A 17,419-nucleotide genomic window follows, 5' to 3' on the forward strand; every position below is an offset into this window, starting at 1 on the left:
ATGACAGGAATAACGTCAATGCGCCGTATCTTTCACTATCTGGTTAATAATATTCGCGAGCATCTTATGCTCTACATTATTTTATGGTCACTGCTGGCCATTATGGATGTAATATATATTATGTTTTTCTGATTCCTGCGCGCTGACAATAATTGACAAAAATTGAGACTAGCTTAATTTTCATTGCAATAAACTGAACAATAACAAAAACCATAACATCCCATAGACTAAGCCCCGCCACATATTTTCGCACTAATCCCTTGATGATTACCTCAACAATCAGTCAACTTTATTGAACAAAAAATAAATATCATCACTATTGTTATTTATTAGTTGCATTAATGTCTTTTACACGCCATTTTCATTCACTTCTGAAATATCAATCGGTGTGCTTATGCAATTCAATAATACTCCACAGCGCTATGGCGTAGTGTCAGCCACATTACATTGGCTGGTTGCGATTGCTGTATATGGCATGTTTGCGTTGGGGTTATGGATGGTCACGCTTAGCTACTATGATGGCTGGTATCACCAGGCCCCCGAACTGCATAAAAGCATCGGCATCCTACTCATGATGGGACTGGTTATCCGCGTTATCTGGCGGTTGTTCTCCCCTCCGCCTGCTGCGTTGGCAAGCTACTCCCGTTTAACCCGTATCGCCGCGGCAATGGGTCACCTCGTACTTTATTTGCTGCTCTTTTCAATAGTCATCAGCGGATATCTGATTTCCACCGCAGATGGCAAAGCGATAAGCGTCTTTGGCTGGTTCGACATTCCCGCCACCCTGGCCAATGCGGGTTCCCAGGCCGACCTCGCCGGTAGCTTGCACCTGTGGCTTGCGTGGACCGTGGTGATTTTATCCCTACTACACGGACTGATGGCCCTGAAACATCACTTTATTGATAACGACGATACCCTCAATCGCATGTTGGGAAAATCGTCATCTGACTATGGAGCTTAAAATGAAAAAAAACCTGCTGGGACTTACACTCGCTTCTCTTTTATTCACCACCGGGTCGGCCGTGGCGGCAGATTACAAAATTGACAAGGAAGGACAGCATGCCTTTGTTAATTTCCGTATTCAGCATCTGGGTTACAGCTGGCTGTACGGCACTTTCAAAGATTTCGACGGTACGTTTACCTTTGATGAGAAAAATCCCGCAGCCGATAAGGTTAACGTAACCATCAACACCAACAGCGTTGACACTAATCACGCCGAACGCGACAAGCATCTGCGCAGTGCAGATTTCCTTAACGTGGCAAAATTCCCGCAGGCTACCTTCAGCTCCACCAGCGTGAAAAAAGAGGGGAATGACCTGGATATCACCGGTAATTTGACCCTGAACGGCGTTACTAAACCGGTTACGCTGGACGCGAAGCTCATCGGTCAGGGTGGCGATCCCTGGGGCGGTACGCGCGCTGGTTTTGAAGCGCAAGGTAAGATTAAGCTGAAGGATTTCAACATCACCACCGATCTCGGACCTGCATCGCAGGAAGTCGATTTGATCATCTCAGTGGAAGGTGTTCAGCAGAAGTAACGCATGAATTACCGGATGAGGTTCTGCCCCTCATCCGGCATCATGTTATTGCGCAGGGTCTGGAATACCCAGTTTGGTATTCAGGTGACCGCGTGATTTATTGAAGATTTTATTGCCATTTTCACGTCCCGCACGACGACGCCGTTGTTCCTCTTCCGGCAACTCACTCTCTTCGCTACACAGCTCGCTACAGCAGCCTTTATATTTCTGCGCACAAGCCGGGCACTGAATAAACAACAGATGGCAGCCATCATTTTTGCAATTAGTATGGCTATCGCACGCCGTGCCGCACTGATGGCAATGCGCGATAACATCTTCAGAGATCCTTTCGCCCATACGCTCATCAAAGACAAAGTTTTTACCGACAAAACGTACCGGAAGTCCCTGTTCACGCGCCTTGCGGGCATACTCAATAATACCTCCCTCAATGTGCCAGACTTTGCTAAATCCATTGTGTTTCATCCAGGCGCTGGCTTTCTCACAACGGATCCCACCCGTGCAGTACATCACGATTTTTTTATCTTTATGCGCCTGCATCATTTCAACAGCTTTCGGCAACTGGTCGCGGAACGTGTCTGCCGGGATCTCCAGCGCATTCTCGAAATGACCCACCTCATATTCATAGTGGTTGCGCATATCAATGAATACCGCTTCAGGATCGTCCAGCATGGCATTTACTTCTGCAGCCTTGAGATAATCCCCCACGTTGCTGGCGTCAAAGTCTGGATCGTCAATACTATCCGCCACGATACGTTCGCGGACTTTCATACGCAGTACCCAGAACGATTTACCGTCATCATCCAGCGCAATATTCAGACGTAAATCCTTCAATGCAGCATCAAACGCATAGATCTGCTGGCGAAATGCCTCGACGTTGCTTTGCGGTACGCTGATTTGCGCGTTAATTCCTTCATGGGCAAGATATACTCGCCCGAAGACGTTCAATGCGGTGAACATCTGGTACAGCGCATCACGCGTGTGCTGAGGATTGGCAATGGTGAAATATTTATAGAATGAGATCGTCGTGCGCGGCTCGGTCTCGGCCAGCATTTTGGCTTTGAGGGCGTCGTTCGAAATGCGGTTGTGTAACACTGGCATGGTGTACGTATCCTGCAAATAAGGAATAAATGAAAATCGGCGGCATAATAAAGCAAACATCGCCAATTTACATCCACACATTTTACGCTACATTTCATACTTCACGATAAAACCGCAACAACAATTGCGGAATTAATCACCGTTCTCCCGTCACAAATTTTTGATACGCGCGAAAAAATGCGACAATACAGGGAATTGGTCGTTTGAAGACAGGATAGACATGACGAATTTACCCAAGTTTTCGGCTGCGTTACTGCATCCACGCTATTGGTTAACCTGGCTGGGTATTGGCATCCTTTGGTTAATCGTGCAGTTACCCTACCCCATCCTCTTTAAGTTGGGCTGTGCATTAGGTCGACTGGCGCTACGTTTGATGAAACGTCGGGCAAAAATTGTTTCCCGAAATCTGGAACTGTGCTTCCCGCAGATGAGTGAGCAGGAACGCCAGCAGATGGTCGTCAAGAACTTTGAATCAGTAGGCATGGGCGTAATGGAAACCGGGATGGCCTGGTTTTGGTCCGATAAGCGTATTTCGCGCTGGACGGAAGTGATCGGAATGGAACATATCCGTGATGTTCAGGCGCAAAAACGCGGGATTCTGTTAGTGGGTCTGCACTTTCTGACTCTGGAACTGGGTGCGCGCCAGTTTGGCTTGCAGGAGCCGGGTATTGGTGTGTATCGCCCTAATGACAATCCGCTGCTGGACTGGCTACAAACCTGGGGCCGCATGCGCTCGAATAAATCAATGCTCGATCGTAAAGACCTGAAAGGGATGATTAAAGCCTTGAAAAAGGGCGAAGTGGTCTGGTACGCGCCGGATCATGATTACGGCCCTCGCGCCAGCGTGTTTGTACCACTTTTTGCCGTTGAACAAGCCGCAACAACCTCAGGGACCTGGATGCTTTCACGCATGTCCAATGCCTGCCTGGTACCGTTTGTTCCCCGCCGCAAACCTGACGGTAAAGGGTATCAATTGATTATGTTGCCTCCAGAATGCTCACCACCGTTGGACGACGCAGAAACCACAGCCGCGTGGATGAACAAAATTGTTGAGCAATGCATAATGATGGCGCCAGAGCAGTATATGTGGCTGCATCGTCGCTTCAAGACGCGTCCTGAAGGCTCCCCTTCTCTGTACTGACGCAGTGTTGCAGCCCAGTGGGCTGCAACCCGCTCCCTACCCGTTTTAGGTTTAACTGCTATCCGCATTGCAGCAACTATCAACCAGGCGCATAATTAGCCTGCTTACTTATATTCAATCGATAGCGCAAACAGCGCATCACACTGCGGATCGCTATGTCACCCTCAGATGCCCCCATAAACTGGAAACGCAACCTCACCGTTGCCTGGTTAGGTTGTTTTTTAACCGGAGCAGCATTTAGCCTGGTCATGCCCTTTTTGCCTCTTTACGTCGAGAGTCTCGGCGTCACGGGTCATAGCGCCCTGAATATGTGGTCAGGCCTGGTCTTCAGCATCACCTTTCTCTTTTCAGCCATTGCCTCTCCTTTCTGGGGTGGCCTTGCCGATCGCAAAGGACGAAAAATCATGCTGCTGCGTTCCGCGTTGGGCATGGCAATTGTGATGCTGCTGATGGGACTGGCGCAAAATATCTGGCAGTTCTTAATCCTGCGCGCCTTGTTAGGGCTGCTTGGTGGATTCATCCCCAATGCGAATGCACTGATCGCCACCCAGGTTCCACGCAATAAAAGCGGCTGGGCACTGGGAACGCTTTCAACCGGTGGCGTTAGTGGCGCACTGCTCGGGCCGCTAGCTGGCGGGCTACTCGCGGATCAGTACGGATTACGCCCGGTATTTTTCATCACCGCCAGCGTGCTGCTGGTCTGCTTCATCCTGACGCTATTTTTTATCCGCGAGCGTTTCCAGCCGGTGAGCAAGAAGGAGATGCTGCACATTCGTGAAGTCGTGGCCTCTTTAAAGAACCCCAAACTGGTGCTGAGCCTGTTTATCACCACTTTGATCATTCAGGTAGCCACCGGTTCTATCGCGCCAATACTGACCCTGTACGTTCGAGAGTTGGCTGGCAACGTCAGCAATATTGCGTTTATCAGTGGGATGATAGCCTCTGTCCCCGGCGTTGCGGCATTAATCAGCGCCCCGAAACTTGGCAAATTAGGCGATCGAATTGGCCCGGAGAAGATCCTGATCGTCGCGCTGATCGTTTCTGTGTTACTGCTTATTCCAATGTCATTTGTCCATACGCCCTTGCAGCTTGGTGTTCTGCGCTTTTTATTGGGTGCGGCCGACGGCGCTCTGCTCCCGGCGGTACAAACGCTGCTGGTTTACAACTCGACCAATCAAATAGCTGGACGTATTTTCAGTTATAACCAGTCATTTCGCGATATCGGTAACGTAACAGGACCTCTAATGGGGGCAGCGATATCCGCCAACTACGGTTTTCGTGCCGTTTTCTGTGTGACCGCGGGCGTCGTACTGTTTAACGCCCTGTACTCGTGGAATAGCCTGCGCCGTCGTCGGAGTACAGAGGTCGTGGGATGATTTGTGTATTTGTATTCGCCGGTTCGGAATAATAAACTTATCTTACACGGCGTATATTTCACCTTAATGATAATAGTAACACACCTTATTTCTGCCAGAATTTTTGGCTTCATACAATGCGGCATCGGCGTATGAAACAACTTTATCCGCTGATTCATCATCAATTTTGCTGCAATATACACCGATACTTATCGTCATTTTTTCTTTTAACTCATAAGAATTTGGTATTGTCGTACCATTCTCTACATTTCGCCTAATTCGCTCTGCAACAACAATTGCCTCATCTTTATCGTTACACTTAAGAAGGATCGCAAATTCTTCGCCGCCTACTCTGGCAAAAATATCCGTATCTCTGATTGATTTATTGACAATGTCGACAATGCTGATTATCACTCTGTCACCTTCCTGATGACCGTAAGTATCATTAATCCGTTTGAATTTATCAATATCCAGAACCATTACACATACTGTGCCTTTTGCTAATGATGATTTTAATGACTTATAGAATAGTTTACGATTATATATTTTAGTCATTGCGTCTTTAATAGCTGAATCCGTTTCTTTTTTTAAGATGATGAAGGTGTTGTACATCAGTATTGAGATTATACACAGGGCACTTATCACCTCAATCCCCCGGCTTACATACCAAATATACATGCTATATTCATCCAGGCTCAGAAGTAGTACATTGGTCAATATTGCTGAGCAACACAGTAGCCCTATACTTTTCCACAAGATGTTATGCGTTCTGGTTTTAATGATTAAATACAACAGGACCAGTCCCCAGGATACAATAAGCGAATAAATGTACCCAATATGCCAGTGCACGGTGACATTATCAGGCTTCAGGCTTGTGATCTCGAGTGTAAAATTAGGGTTGTAACTGGCCAGAGCGTGCGCCACCACCGCGATAACAAGCATGATTAAAAAAGACAGAACGATATAGCAAGGTTCTCTTTCTTTGGTTTCAATAACTGTCGAGGATACTTTATAAGATTTTAATGAAACAAATAGCAGAGCAATGAAACTAATCTGCCGAAAGTAATAGAATATGGCTATATCGTTAGTTCTTTTTTCGATTGAGGCATAATCATTAATCAAGTCCTGAACGATGTAGATAGTCTCGATGAAAAATATGTTATTCCCAAGAAACGCCATACCTAATATCATAAGGCAGGTGAGATCTTTTCTACAAAGATACTGGAATAACATAAACAGGAAGATTATCCCATATAAAAAGAATAACCCTACAATTATAATCAGATATACTGTTTGCGGCACACTTTGTATCGTTAATTTAAATTGTGTAAGACACACTCCACCAAGAACATAGCTAGCCAAACAGATTATATAGAAAGCCATTAACCTTCTATTATTTGAATTGCCGTTATCCATAACAACCTTAAGGGCTCTCTTAATTTTGCATTTTATATAATAAAGCATAAGATTTTGCAAACTATTATATCTGCACAGATTCAATGACACTAATTCATTTCTTATTTAATGGTTTCTTATAGATTTATAACCTTTGTCATTAATAACATTTTATTATGTATACTATTTTAGTATCACTCACACCATTCACAGCCCCCATACACAAAAGATACTTTGTCACTACCAGAGACACCACTAAGTTTAGCCACTTTCATTGATTGCACCTGCGACACTTCCGTATTGGGCATTAATTTTCTTCTTTGTTTTTATTAAGTTATGAAATATTACGTCATAAGCGATCGGATTCCCTCTCTAAAACACATAAAAAATAACGTTCAACCCTGAAGATTTCCTTATATAACGTCATTTTTTAATTTTTTGATTTTCATTACTACATTGCAAATCACATACATTACTATTTTTTCTTGAATTTTTTTCCTGATATTACGTCGGCTTCAGTATCTGCCAATGTAAATTTTTTCATAAACAACCGAAGTTACTTTCCCCCAGTCTCGTAGGCATTGCAGGCAGTAATCATCTGATTGAGTGAGCCATGCAGCTAACGGGTTTGACGCTCTGCGGATCGCCGTCTATAGATTGAATCATCCCCCTTTATTGTTCGCCTTAGGAGAAGAAATATGGCAAAGAATGACATGAATTTTTATGCCACGTTGGAAGAGGCTATTGATGCAGCTCGTGAAGTGTTTCTGGCTGATAACCCTGACCTTGAGTCAGACGACGCCAGCGTTCAACAGCTAAGCGTCCAAAAATACGTGCTACAGGATGGCGACATTATGTGGCAGGCGGAATTCTTTGCTGACGAGGATGATGTAGATGGTGAATGTCTTCCAATCCTGAGCGGAGAAGCGGCCCAGAGCGTTTTTGATGGCGACTATGATGAAATTGAAATCCGCCAGGAGTGGCAGGAAGAAAATACGCTTCACGAATGGGATGAAGGTGAATTCCAGCTGGAACCTCCCCTTGATACTGAAGAGGGACAGACCGCAGCCGATGAATGGGATGAGCGATAATTACTCGTAAGGTCCATGATGTATGTCGAGCGGCAGCAGCAACGTATCAAACACCAGCGAAAATGGCAGATCGAGGATAGTGACGTAGCGCCATGCGGAGTCCCTAACATCCCATTGCACGCCAGGATAGTATTGGTTTCCGTGTCCTTGCCCTGGGATGGTACGACTAATAATGCTGCCGCATCCGCTCAGGAAGAAGATCATTATTCCTACAGCCAATATTCGCACCTGCTACCTCACGACTCATTCTATTCAATATAAAAAAATACCGGCACTAGGCCGGTATTTTCACGTTACAGAACGCTTATTTTTTCCTGAGCGCCAGCGGGTTCAGTGTCAGTCCCTGATAGTAGTTCACCCATGAAGAATACTTATCAGGTGAATTCCAGACACGGTAATGTAAACGCGCCATGGTCACCGGATCGCTCAACAACACCAGGCGACGATCGCGATTCAGTTTCTCCGGCGTTTCGTTCAGTGCCTGTTCCACATGACGATCGCGTGCAATCTCCAGCACGTTGCTGGCGCGGTGGCGTGCAGTCGCCATGGCCGTGGCCAGTGCGTTAAACGACGGATTAAACACCGCATGCATAAAGCCATCGTCCAGCGTACGTTTACGGTTCATCACCAGATAAGTATCGGTATCCACCAGCACCTGCGGCGGAGAATACTCTTCCGGGATCAGGAACAGCTTCCAGCGCTTGGTACGTAACCCCACCGTGGAACGGCTGGAAATCACGGAAACAAACGGTGACAGGATCAGCGAGAAGACAATCGGTGCCAGCCAGAACAGGAAACGCAGATCCAGCCAGGCCATACCCACAGCCCACACCAGCCCCAGCAGTAACTGAGAACCGTGACGCATAAACGCTTCACCCCACGGGGTCGAATCGTCATCACGCTGCGGCGAATTCCACACAACTTCCCAACCGAGGAAGGCACTCACGACGAAGACGGTGTGGAACAACATACGCACCGGCGCCAGCAACACGGAGAACAGAACTTCCAACAGTAGCGACAGCGTGACGCGGATAAACCCGCCGTACTCTTTCGTCCCTTTACACCAGATGAGCAAAATACTCAGCAGCTTCGGCAGGAACAGCAGCACCATCGTTGAAGCAAACAGCGCGATCGCCAGTTCAGGTCGCCACTGCGGCCAAACCGGGAACAGCTGACGCGGTTGCAGGAAGTACTGCGGCTCCGTCAACGCATGCACCACCTGCAATGCGGTAGAGAGCGCGAGGAACATAAACCAAAGCGGCGCAGACAGATAGGACATTACACCGGTCAGGAATACCGCACGGTGAACCGGGTGCATCCCTTTCACCAGGAACAAACGGAAGTTCATCAGGTTACCGTGGCACCAGCGGCGGTCGCGCTTGAGTTCATCCAGCAGGTTCGGCGGCAGCTCTTCATAAGATCCCGGCAGATCGTAAGCAATCCACACACCCCAGCCAGCACGACGCATCAATGCCGCTTCCACGAAGTCATGGGAGAGGATCGATCCCGCAAACGAGCCTTCGCCCGGTAACGGCGCGAGCGCACAGTGCTCGATAAATGGCTTCACGCGGATAATTGCGTTGTGGCCCCAATAGTGTGATTCCCCTAACTGCCAGAAGTGAAGCCCGGCGGTAAACAGCGGTCCGTAAACACGGGTCGCAAACTGCTGGCAGCGCGCATACAGCGTATCCATACCGGAAGCCTTCGGTGAAGACTGGATAATCCCGGCATTCGGATTCGCTTCCATCAGACGCACCAGGCCGCTCAGACAGTCACCACTCATCACTGAGTCAGCGTCCAGCACCACCATGTAGCTGTACTGATTTCCCCAGCGACGACAAAAGTCATCAATGTTGCCGCTTTTACGCTTCACGCGACGACGGCGACGGCGGTAGAAAATCTGCCCTTCGCCCTGCACCTCAGCAATCAGCTCCATCCACGCTTTTTGTTCTGCCACGCAGATATCAGGGTTGTAGCTGTCGCTCAGGATATAAACATCGAAATGTTCGGCGTTGCCCGTTGCTTTGACCGATTCCCACGTGGCGCGAAGTCCCGCAAATACGCGGTCAACGTCCTCGTTACAGATAGGCATAATCAGCGCGGTACGGTGTTCGGGATTCAGCGGTTCGTCCCCGACCGTTGAGGCCGAGATACTGTACTTATCTCGTCCAATCAACAGTTGCAGGAAGCCCATCAGCGCGGTCCAGAATCCCGCAGACACCCAACAGAAAAGCACGGCAAACAAAATGAGAATTCCGGTTTGCAGCATGTAGGGCAGCAGTTGCATAAAGGAGACCCACAAGTTCTGTCCCATCATGTCTACCGGATTAATAAATGCCCACCCCTGATACGGGAGGATCGTCTTCATATACCAGGTTGCTACGACCGTTTGCGCCAGCGTTAGAATCAACAGCGTATAGCGGCGGATGGTGCCTACGGTACGCCATTTTTGCTCGCTTTCCTGTTCTTCTTTCGTCAAACGCGAAAGATAACGCGGCGTCACATCGCGCCCACGCAAGCGATCCCAAAAACGACCAACCGGGTTGGTACGCCAGGGATCGGGGAACATAGAGGTACGCGTTGCTTTTGGCATCGCCTGCAGCTGATCGCGGCCCTCATCGTCCTTAACCAACTGCTCTTTAGCCAAAGAATCCGGCCATGCTTGCTCAAGGCGAGCTTTCACAGAACCCTGCGGTGAATCATCTTCGCGCGAGTAAGTACGATGCTCGGCATCCAACGCCTGATGAACGGCGCGGATGTCAGTTTTCGGCAGTGCCGCTTTCTCGATATCCGAAAGCGGCATTGCGTCAATATACTCAGTTGTCTTATTCATTGGCAGGTAACTGGTAGCTCCAGGTTTCACTCAGCGTCTGATCGGCATTGACCAAGGCAGCACGCATTTCAGTGGTTTTCTTCACGTCTTTCACTTTCACGCGCAGCATCAAACGCCAACCCTTAGATACCGGGTTATAGCGCACAGTGCTTTCAACGATTTCACCGTTGTCGCCAATACTGGTTTGTGCGGTAACCGGGGTATCCTGCGGCAGCTTTTTCATATCTGTGCCGGTAAAGTCCACCACAAACGCGATGGTACCGTCAGGCTGACGAATCAGGTTGGACTGTTTTACATCACCGGTAGAACGACGAGTCTGCTGTACCCAGGCGCTTTCCGGCGCATGAAGCTTGTCCTCATCACGCGTGAACGTCAAAGTGTACTTGAAGTTCATCTCTTTGCCCGCTTCAGGCAGTTGATCCGGCGTCCAGTACGCAACGATGTTATCGTTCGTTTCATCGTTAGTTGGGATTTCAACTAACTCAATCTTACCTTTACCCCAGTCACCTTTTGGCGTGATCCAAGCGCTTGGGCGCAGATCGTAACGATCGTCGATATCTTCAAAACGCGAGAACTGACGGCCACGCTGCAACAGTCCGAATCCTTGCGGGTTTTCCATAGCGAAGCTGCTCACCGCGAGATGTTTCGGGTTATTCAGCGGACGCCAAATCCACTCCCCGTTGCCGGCATGGATAGACAAACCGTTAGAATCATGCAGTTCCGGACGATAATTTGTCGCCGGAGACGGCTGGTTCGGTCCAAACAGGAACATACTGGTTAACGGTGCCACACCCAGTTTGCCCACTTTGTCGCGCAGGTAAACTTTGGACTGAACATCCACGACCGTGTCACGGCCTGGAATAATGACAAAACGATACGCTCCGGTTGCACGCGGAGAATCCAGCAAAGCATAAATGGTTAAACGTTTATCAGTCGGTTTCGGACGTTCGATCCAAAACTCACGGAAGCGGGGAAATTCTTCACCAGAAGGCAGAGCGGTATCAATCGCGAGGCCACGCGCTGACAGGCCGTAGACCTGACCTGCACCCAGAACGCGAAAATAGCTGGCACCGAGCATGCTGACGATTTCATCGTTTTTATCTTTGCTGTTGATCGGATACAGCACTTTGAACCCGGCGAAGCCGAGATCTTTTACCGTGTCTTTATCATGCTGAACATCGCCAAAATTAAAATAATCCGGGCTGTATTTGATTCTTTTCACCGCCGTGGCGGTAACTTCGTTGATTTTGACCGGCGTGTCGAAGTACATACCCTGGTGGTAGAACTCGAGCTTAAATGGGGTCTTGAGATTGCTCCAGTACGCTTTATCGCGATTGAACTGGATCTGTTGATAATCCGCATATTTCATGTCGCGGAAAACGGAGGGCAAGTTACTTTTTGGCGCCTCATAGCCTTTCCCGGCTAAGGATTGAGCTTGTTTTGCAACATCATCAATACTGAACGCCCAGCTCGATGATGTATACAGCGTTAACATGACTGCTGCACCCAACCAACGCATTTTCATCATTTGTAGTTTATGTTTCATAATTAGTAAGCACTTCCCCCTTTGTGTGCTTATATTGATCCGATCCATTTTAATGGATAATCGGGTACTCCGACAACTGAATCCCTGTATTGTTCGCGCGCTGGCTCATGGTTTAAGCAGGTTCATCTGCCTGTTTTCACTTTGCGTGCTTATCCTGGAGACAGGTTGTTGGACTTCGTGTAGGGTTGCCCTCGAATGTAACCATTATTCGTCTTAGGGATAAGACGAAAAGTCTGAGAATACGTAACTGTCTATGAGCTCTGTATCACCACCACGTGAATATTTTCTTGACTCCATCCGTGCCTGGCTAATGTTGTTAGGGATCCCATTCCATATTTCATTGATCTACTCCACCCACACCTGGCACGTGAACAGCGCAGAACCGTCATGGTGGTTAACCCTTTTTAACGACTTTATCCATGCATTTCGCATGCAGGTCTTCTTTGTCATTTCAGGTTATTTTTCCTACATGCTTTTTTTGCGCTATCCGTTAAAACGCTGGTGGAAGGTGCGTGTAGAACGCGTGGGGATCCCCATGCTGACCGCGATTCCGCTGCTTACGCTGCCGCAATTTATCATGCTGCAATACGTGAAAGGGAAAGCAGACAGCTGGCATACCCTCAGCGGCTATGACAAATACAATGCGCTGGCCTGGGAGCTGATTTCCCATCTGTGGTTTTTACTGGTTCTGGTGGTGTTAACGACCCTGAGCATGTGGGTGTTTACCCAGATGAAAAACAGACTATCGCGTGGAGACGGTACCCCTGCATCGGGGGTGTCAATGACCAAATTAACGCTGATTTTTATATTGTTGGGTGTCGGCTATGCCGCCGTCAGAAGAACGATTTTCATCCTCTACCCTTCGATTCTCAGCGATGGCATGTTTAATTTTATCGTTATGCAAACTCTGTTCTATGTGCCTTTCTTTATGCTCGGTGCGCTGGCGTTTATCAATCCGAATCTGAAAGCACTGTTTACCACGCCATCGCGCGGCTGCACGCTAGGCGCCGCATTCGCATTTGTCGCATACCTGCTCAATCAACGTTACGGCAACGGCGATGCCTGGATGTATGAAACCGAATATGTCATTACCATGGTCATGGGGCTATGGATGGTGAATGTCGTCTTTTCGCTTGGCCACCGTTTACTGAATTTCCAGTCGGCTCGCGTGACCTATTTTGTCAACGCGTCGCTGTTCATCTATTTGGTGCACCACCCGTTAACGCTGTTTTTTGGCGCGTATATCACACCGCATATCAAGTCGAATCTGCTGGGTTTTCTCTGCGGTCTGCTTTTTGTGGTTGGAATTGCGGTCATACTGTACGAAATCCATTTACGGATCCCGGTGCTGAAGTTTCTCTTTTCGGGTAAACCGCCCATTAAGCAGGATAAAAACAAGGCGGTAGCCGGTTAGTTTTCTTGCATTGAATGGTTCAGAGCAGCCATTCAATGGGCAACACGGATGCAAGCCTCACCAGAACCCGCTTCCAGAATCCTGTAGCGGGTTCTTTTTTCAGTACCTGTTCGCTGCCAGAAAGCCGATCAACCCAGTTGATTCTGCCCCAACGGTCAAGACGTAGTTGCCAGGCCATGTCACGCTGGCTTTGCATAAAACGTTTATGAATCAACTCAGCCAGTACTTCACTCTCAATCACAAACCCCATTTCCGTATTGAGCAACGTTGAACGGGGATCAAAATTAAGCGATCCTATAAACACTTTACGACCGTCAATACTGAAGGTTTTCGCATGCAGGCTGGAGCCTGAATTACCGGTTAATCCCCGGTCGTGTACTGCTGAAACGCGATCGCGGGTTGGTTTGAGCTCGTATAACTCCACGCCGTAGCGCAGGAGTTTTTTTCGCCAACGCGCATAGCCTGCGTGAACAACCGCGACATCATTCGCCGCCAGAGAATTAGTTAAAATTGCGATCTTAACGCCTTTTCTCACCAGTCTCAGGAGCTGCGCCACACCGGCGCGAGTTGGTACAAAGTAGGCGGAAATAATATCAATACGCTCGGTGGGAGATCCCATCACGTCAAACAAACGCTGCGGTAATAGTGGGTGGCGCGGCGCTTTCCCCTCTCCTTTAGCAGGATCATCACTCAGCAAGCGCGTTTTCGCCCAAATTAGCGGCAGCGATCTCTGATCGAGATGGGTCATAAACTGGCTGGTTTCCAGCTTATGTAGATAGCGACGCGTTATGTCATCGTTATACCAGGATTCCGGAAGTTCGATTTTTTGCGTAGAAGCTGGTTCAGCCACCTCAAGTACGTTTTGCAATGTTGAAACCGAGCGGCAGCGCCAGTAACGCTCAAAGTCGTCTGCAACATCCTGGACAACCGGTCCAATAGCCATAACGTCCAGATCGGAAAACAGTGGTTGTTCGCCTGCGCCAAAATAGGCATCGCCTATATTTCGCCCCCCCACAAGAGTTACGACGCCGTCAGCGGTATAACTTTTGTTGTGCATACGTCGATTCAACCGGGCAAAATCGGTTAAATAGCCCAGGGCACGCAGGATGCGAAAGGAAAAGGGATTAAACAGGCGGACTTCAATATTAGGGTGATTGTCCAGCAAACGCAGCGTGTCATCCAGACCTGGCGTGTTGTTATCATCCAGCAACAAACGCACCCGGACGCCCCGCTTCGCTGCGGCCAGCAAAACGGAAAATAACAATAGCCCGGACATGTCGCTTTCCCAGATGTAATACTGAACATCCAGGGTACGTTCCGCCATTTCCGTCAACCGATAGCGAGCAGCAAACGCATCCAGGCTGTCATCCAACGTCAGAATGCCGCATTCTCCCGGGTGGTTTACGCATAGCGGCGTGATGGCACGCTCAAGTCGCGTCATATCAGTCCGTGCGTTCATCGCCTTGTTGGGTAAGTAATCTCTTGTATAGTCGAGCGTTTTCTTCATCAAAGCACACGAAGTATATTTGATCGGGTAGCGTACGTCGGGTGATAAATTTCAACACCGTTTTCACCGCGATCTCTGCCGCTGCAGCACGTGGGTAACCATAAGCTCCGGTGCTTATAGCTGGAAAAGCAATGGATTGATAACCATTGGCTAAGGCCAGTTGCAATGTATTTAGATAGGCCTCTTCAAGTCGTTCAGCCTCGTGGTGATCACCGCCTTGCCAGACGGGTCCTACGGTGTGAATAACTGCTTTTGCCGGAAGCGCGCCAGCCAGCGTGATAACGGCATGCCCGGTCGGGCATTCTCCCTGTTGTTGTATAACCTGTTTGCAGGCCTCCAACAACGCAGGCCCGGCAGCACGATGAATCGCGCCATCGACTCCACCTCCTCCGAGTAACGAGGAGTTGGCCGCATTGACGATCACATCTACCGCGATCGTCGTAATGTCGCCCTGTAACACATGAACACGCGATTGCATAAGTTCCCCCTGACAAAACACTCTCCGTTAAGTGTACAGCAGGGTTTTCCTTGAAATCTCACTTTTTAGCCATAAGCATGCATACCTACGCCAGAATGATTCATTTATATTCAATATTCAGAATAGCCATGCTTTTCTGTTCATTGAGGTAATGCATTTTCACCGTGGCAATTTGTTCCACACTCTGAGGCGCTGTCGTGACCTGTTGCAGGTCGTAGAGACTATTACTCATCGTGCCATCACGCATACATGACAATTCAATCTGTTGTTGTCGAGTGTTAACGTCGCAAGGTGCTTCAACTATTGCACCACGAAAATGAATAACCCCGCCGGGTAAGATTTGCGTCGCCATTGCGGGGAGGGTGAAAAGAGAAAAAGCCCACAAACCGGTATTTAAAATACGCTTTAATAATGTACACATAAGGGTTCCTCAATGATTAATCATCCTTGAGGGATCGCAATGATCCTTCACCGCTGCGAGTTACGATCAAATAAAACGTTTGTTCGTTTCTATATTCATAGAACAGCACTGCACTCCCAGCCACACCCTTAATGCAAATCCGGCAAAAAATTATGGGTGACTGTTTGAGTCAGGCCATTGTTGCGACAGATGCAGAGACTGCCCGTCAGAAACGGTAACGATAATTTTGACCGAATCCTCCGGTGAAATATTAAAGCTCATTTTTGTTAATTCAATTGGCCGATTAGCAGGGACCGAAAGGCTTGTTTTCTGCTGTGACTGACTTTGTCCGCCCTTTCCTTTACGTACGGCAAGGACTTGCACTTCACATACGCACGGTTGAGCTAATGTCACCTGAGGAATAATGGTGTACATGTCACCTTGCTGAGTTGTATTGAATGTTATTTGATTTGCCAACGCGGCAATGAGTAATAGCGTGTGCATAATATTCTCCCGAAAAAAAACAGGGCTTTCGCCCTGTTTATTATCAGTCAGAAAACTGAATTAGTGCTGGTTAGCTGTAGCATTGTTGCCATAACCAACCTGCTGAATCAGCACATTGGAGTCAGACGCTGTCTGATTAACCACAGCACCGTTACGACCACCGAACTGAGTTACGCTGATATCAGCATTTTTTGCATTCCACTGATTGATATCAGCACTGTTCTGGAAGCCGGTCTGTTTCAGGCTAATGGTACTGTCATCAGCACCTTGGCCGACGGTCGCACCGTTACCATGTCCGTGTTGTGTGATAGTCACGTCTGATTTACGTGCATCACTTTGCAGCGCATTCGCAACGTTACTAGAGCCAAATTGGTAAATACTCATTGAAGAGTCTGGGCCATAGTTGCTACCGCCACCATGATGATTACCGCCCCATTGCGGAACAACACCTGCCAGAGCACTGCCAGAAACTACGATTGCTGCGAATGCTGCCACTTTTAAAAGTTTCATGGTAAACCCCCATCGGATTGATTTAAACGTCGTTTATGGATTAGCGTTGAGTAACGCGAATTGCCATTTGCGACTGTCTCTGCACCACAACTGCTGTTTTTTGTGTACCGTACTGGATAATATTGGCTTTATTACCAGAGCCTTTCTGGATAATCATCGCCGTATTACCGTAAGAGCTTTGTTTAATACTCGCATCATTAGAGCTACCCGTTTGATCAATATATGCAAAGTTATTTGATCCCGTCTGATCTGTTTTCGCCCGGTTACCTGAACCTTCTTGCGAAATGACCGACAATAACCTGGTGCCCTCCTGGCGAGTATTTGCACTATTAGCAGTACCAACCTGACCAATAATGGCTGCCTGATTAAATGAAGACTTACTTAATTCATTTACCGCAAAGTTATATTCTGAATTAGCTAAATCATAACTGGTTGCGGATGCAATCCCAGGCACACCCAGTATTGTAAACATCATAAATAACAACTTGTTTTTCATGTTGTCACCCTGGACCTGGTCGTACATGAAGTTAAATTAATTACCACTCAAATTGTTGTTAACATGACTTACATTTGTTAACGCCACGTTACGATGAAGAGTATGTCCGTGGA

Annotated in this window: 18 protein-coding genes; 7 read left to right on the forward strand and 11 right to left on the reverse strand. The window is 48.1% G+C overall.

Features of this window, described 5'->3' with window-relative positions:
- The first annotated feature begins 18 nt into the window (after nt 1-18).
- The 3 genes from SK38_RS23880 (at nt 19) to SK38_RS08955 (ending at nt 1,538) form a co-directional block, all read left to right on the forward strand.
- The gene (locus SK38_RS23880; protein ID WP_003036148.1) at nt 19-132 is read left to right on the forward strand and encodes a YceO family protein; all 114 of its coding nucleotides are present in this window, start codon (nt 19-21) and stop codon (nt 130-132) included.
- Nucleotides 133-394: 262 nt separating this feature from the next.
- Nucleotides 395-961, forward strand: coding sequence for a cytochrome b (locus SK38_RS08950; protein WP_048235659.1), 567 nt, complete (start codon nt 395-397; stop codon nt 959-961).
- A gap of 1 nt (nt 962) precedes the next feature.
- Nucleotides 963-1,538, forward strand: coding sequence for a YceI family protein (locus SK38_RS08955; RefSeq protein WP_003832130.1), 576 nt, complete (start codon nt 963-965; stop codon nt 1,536-1,538).
- A 45-nt stretch (nt 1,539-1,583) separates the two neighbouring features.
- Here the strand turns inward: SK38_RS08955 and trhO are convergent, their stop codons facing one another.
- Nucleotides 1,584-2,636 (reverse strand): oxygen-dependent tRNA uridine(34) hydroxylase TrhO, encoded by a 1,053-nt coding sequence (trhO, locus tag SK38_RS08960; protein ID WP_048235660.1) that lies wholly within the window; start codon nt 2,634-2,636, stop codon nt 1,584-1,586.
- Between the two features lie 220 nt (nt 2,637-2,856).
- Between trhO and SK38_RS08965 the strand changes: the two genes are divergently transcribed.
- Together SK38_RS08965 and mdtG are read left to right on the forward strand one after the other, a co-directional pair.
- Nucleotides 2,857-3,777, forward strand: coding sequence for a Kdo(2)-lipid IV(A) acyltransferase (locus tag SK38_RS08965; protein ID WP_003036136.1), 921 nt, complete (start codon nt 2,857-2,859; stop codon nt 3,775-3,777).
- Between the two features lie 155 nt (nt 3,778-3,932).
- Entirely contained in the window at nt 3,933-5,153 is a 1,221-nt protein-coding gene (gene mdtG / locus SK38_RS08970) for a multidrug efflux MFS transporter MdtG (protein WP_048235661.1), read from the forward strand.
- 63 nt (nt 5,154-5,216) lie between these two features.
- Here mdtG and SK38_RS08975 read toward each other — a convergent pair whose 3' ends face one another.
- Nucleotides 5,217-6,548, reverse strand: a complete 1,332-nt coding sequence (locus SK38_RS08975; protein ID WP_048236462.1) for a sensor domain-containing diguanylate cyclase — start codon at nt 6,546-6,548, stop codon at nt 5,217-5,219.
- A 692-nt stretch (nt 6,549-7,240) separates the two neighbouring features.
- Here SK38_RS08975 and SK38_RS08980 point away from each other — a divergent pair.
- Nucleotides 7,241-7,618, forward strand: coding sequence for a MysB family protein (locus tag SK38_RS08980; RefSeq protein WP_008784346.1), 378 nt, complete (start codon nt 7,241-7,243; stop codon nt 7,616-7,618).
- On the opposite strand, the gene SK38_RS08985 is transcribed toward SK38_RS08980, so the two are convergent.
- From SK38_RS08985 to mdoG, 3 genes are all read right to left on the reverse strand, one after another.
- Nucleotides 7,619-7,846, reverse strand: a complete 228-nt coding sequence (locus SK38_RS08985) for a YceK/YidQ family lipoprotein (RefSeq protein ID WP_003832117.1) — start codon at nt 7,844-7,846, stop codon at nt 7,619-7,621.
- A 76-nt stretch (nt 7,847-7,922) separates the two neighbouring features.
- Nucleotides 7,923-10,451 carry a glucans biosynthesis glucosyltransferase MdoH gene (gene mdoH / locus SK38_RS08990; protein WP_048235662.1) on the reverse strand — a complete coding sequence of 843 codons (2,529 nt, stop codon included), beginning with the start codon at nt 10,449-10,451 and terminating at the stop codon, nt 7,923-7,925.
- Entirely contained in the window at nt 10,444-11,979 is a 1,536-nt protein-coding gene (gene mdoG / locus SK38_RS08995; protein WP_103014639.1) for a glucans biosynthesis protein MdoG, read from the reverse strand. The genes mdoH and mdoG overlap by 8 nt, the downstream gene beginning before the upstream one ends.
- Before the next feature lie 271 nt (nt 11,980-12,250).
- On the opposite strand from mdoG, the gene mdoC reads away from it, so the two are divergent.
- Entirely contained in the window at nt 12,251-13,411 is a 1,161-nt protein-coding gene (gene mdoC / locus SK38_RS09000; protein WP_032942947.1) for a glucans biosynthesis protein MdoC, read from the forward strand.
- A 19-nt stretch (nt 13,412-13,430) separates the two neighbouring features.
- On the opposite strand, the gene SK38_RS09005 is transcribed toward mdoC, so the two are convergent.
- The 6 genes from SK38_RS09005 to csgB form a co-directional block, all read right to left on the reverse strand.
- Nucleotides 13,431-14,921: a phospholipase D family protein gene (locus SK38_RS09005; RefSeq protein WP_442854877.1), complete on the reverse strand. Its 1,491-nt coding sequence runs from the start codon at nt 14,919-14,921 to the stop codon at nt 13,431-13,433.
- Nucleotides 14,854-15,396, reverse strand: coding sequence for an O-acetyl-ADP-ribose deacetylase (ymdB, locus tag SK38_RS09010; protein WP_003832103.1), 543 nt, complete (start codon nt 15,394-15,396; stop codon nt 14,854-14,856). Before ymdB ends, SK38_RS09005 begins: the two co-directional genes overlap by 68 nt.
- 100 nt (nt 15,397-15,496) lie before the next feature.
- Nucleotides 15,497-15,817: a type 1 fimbrial protein gene (locus SK38_RS09015; protein ID WP_048235664.1), complete on the reverse strand. Its 321-nt coding sequence runs from the start codon at nt 15,815-15,817 to the stop codon at nt 15,497-15,499.
- Nucleotides 15,818-15,967: 150 nt separating this feature from the next.
- Complete coding sequence (csgC, locus tag SK38_RS09020) at nt 15,968-16,300, reverse strand: curli assembly chaperone CsgC (RefSeq protein ID WP_020996502.1); 333 nt, start codon at nt 16,298-16,300, stop codon at nt 15,968-15,970.
- 60 nt (nt 16,301-16,360) lie between these two features.
- Nucleotides 16,361-16,810, reverse strand: a complete 450-nt coding sequence (gene csgA, locus SK38_RS09025) for a curli major subunit CsgA (protein WP_008784338.1) — start codon at nt 16,808-16,810, stop codon at nt 16,361-16,363.
- Nucleotides 16,811-16,850: 40 nt separating this feature from the next.
- Entirely contained in the window at nt 16,851-17,306 is a 456-nt protein-coding gene (csgB, locus tag SK38_RS09030; RefSeq protein WP_048235665.1) for a curli minor subunit CsgB, read from the reverse strand.
- Nucleotides 17,307-17,419 lie beyond the last annotated feature (113 nt).

The organism is Citrobacter sp. MGH110, from assembly GCF_001037515.1.
Taxonomy (GTDB): domain Bacteria; phylum Pseudomonadota; class Gammaproteobacteria; order Enterobacterales; family Enterobacteriaceae; genus Citrobacter; species Citrobacter portucalensis.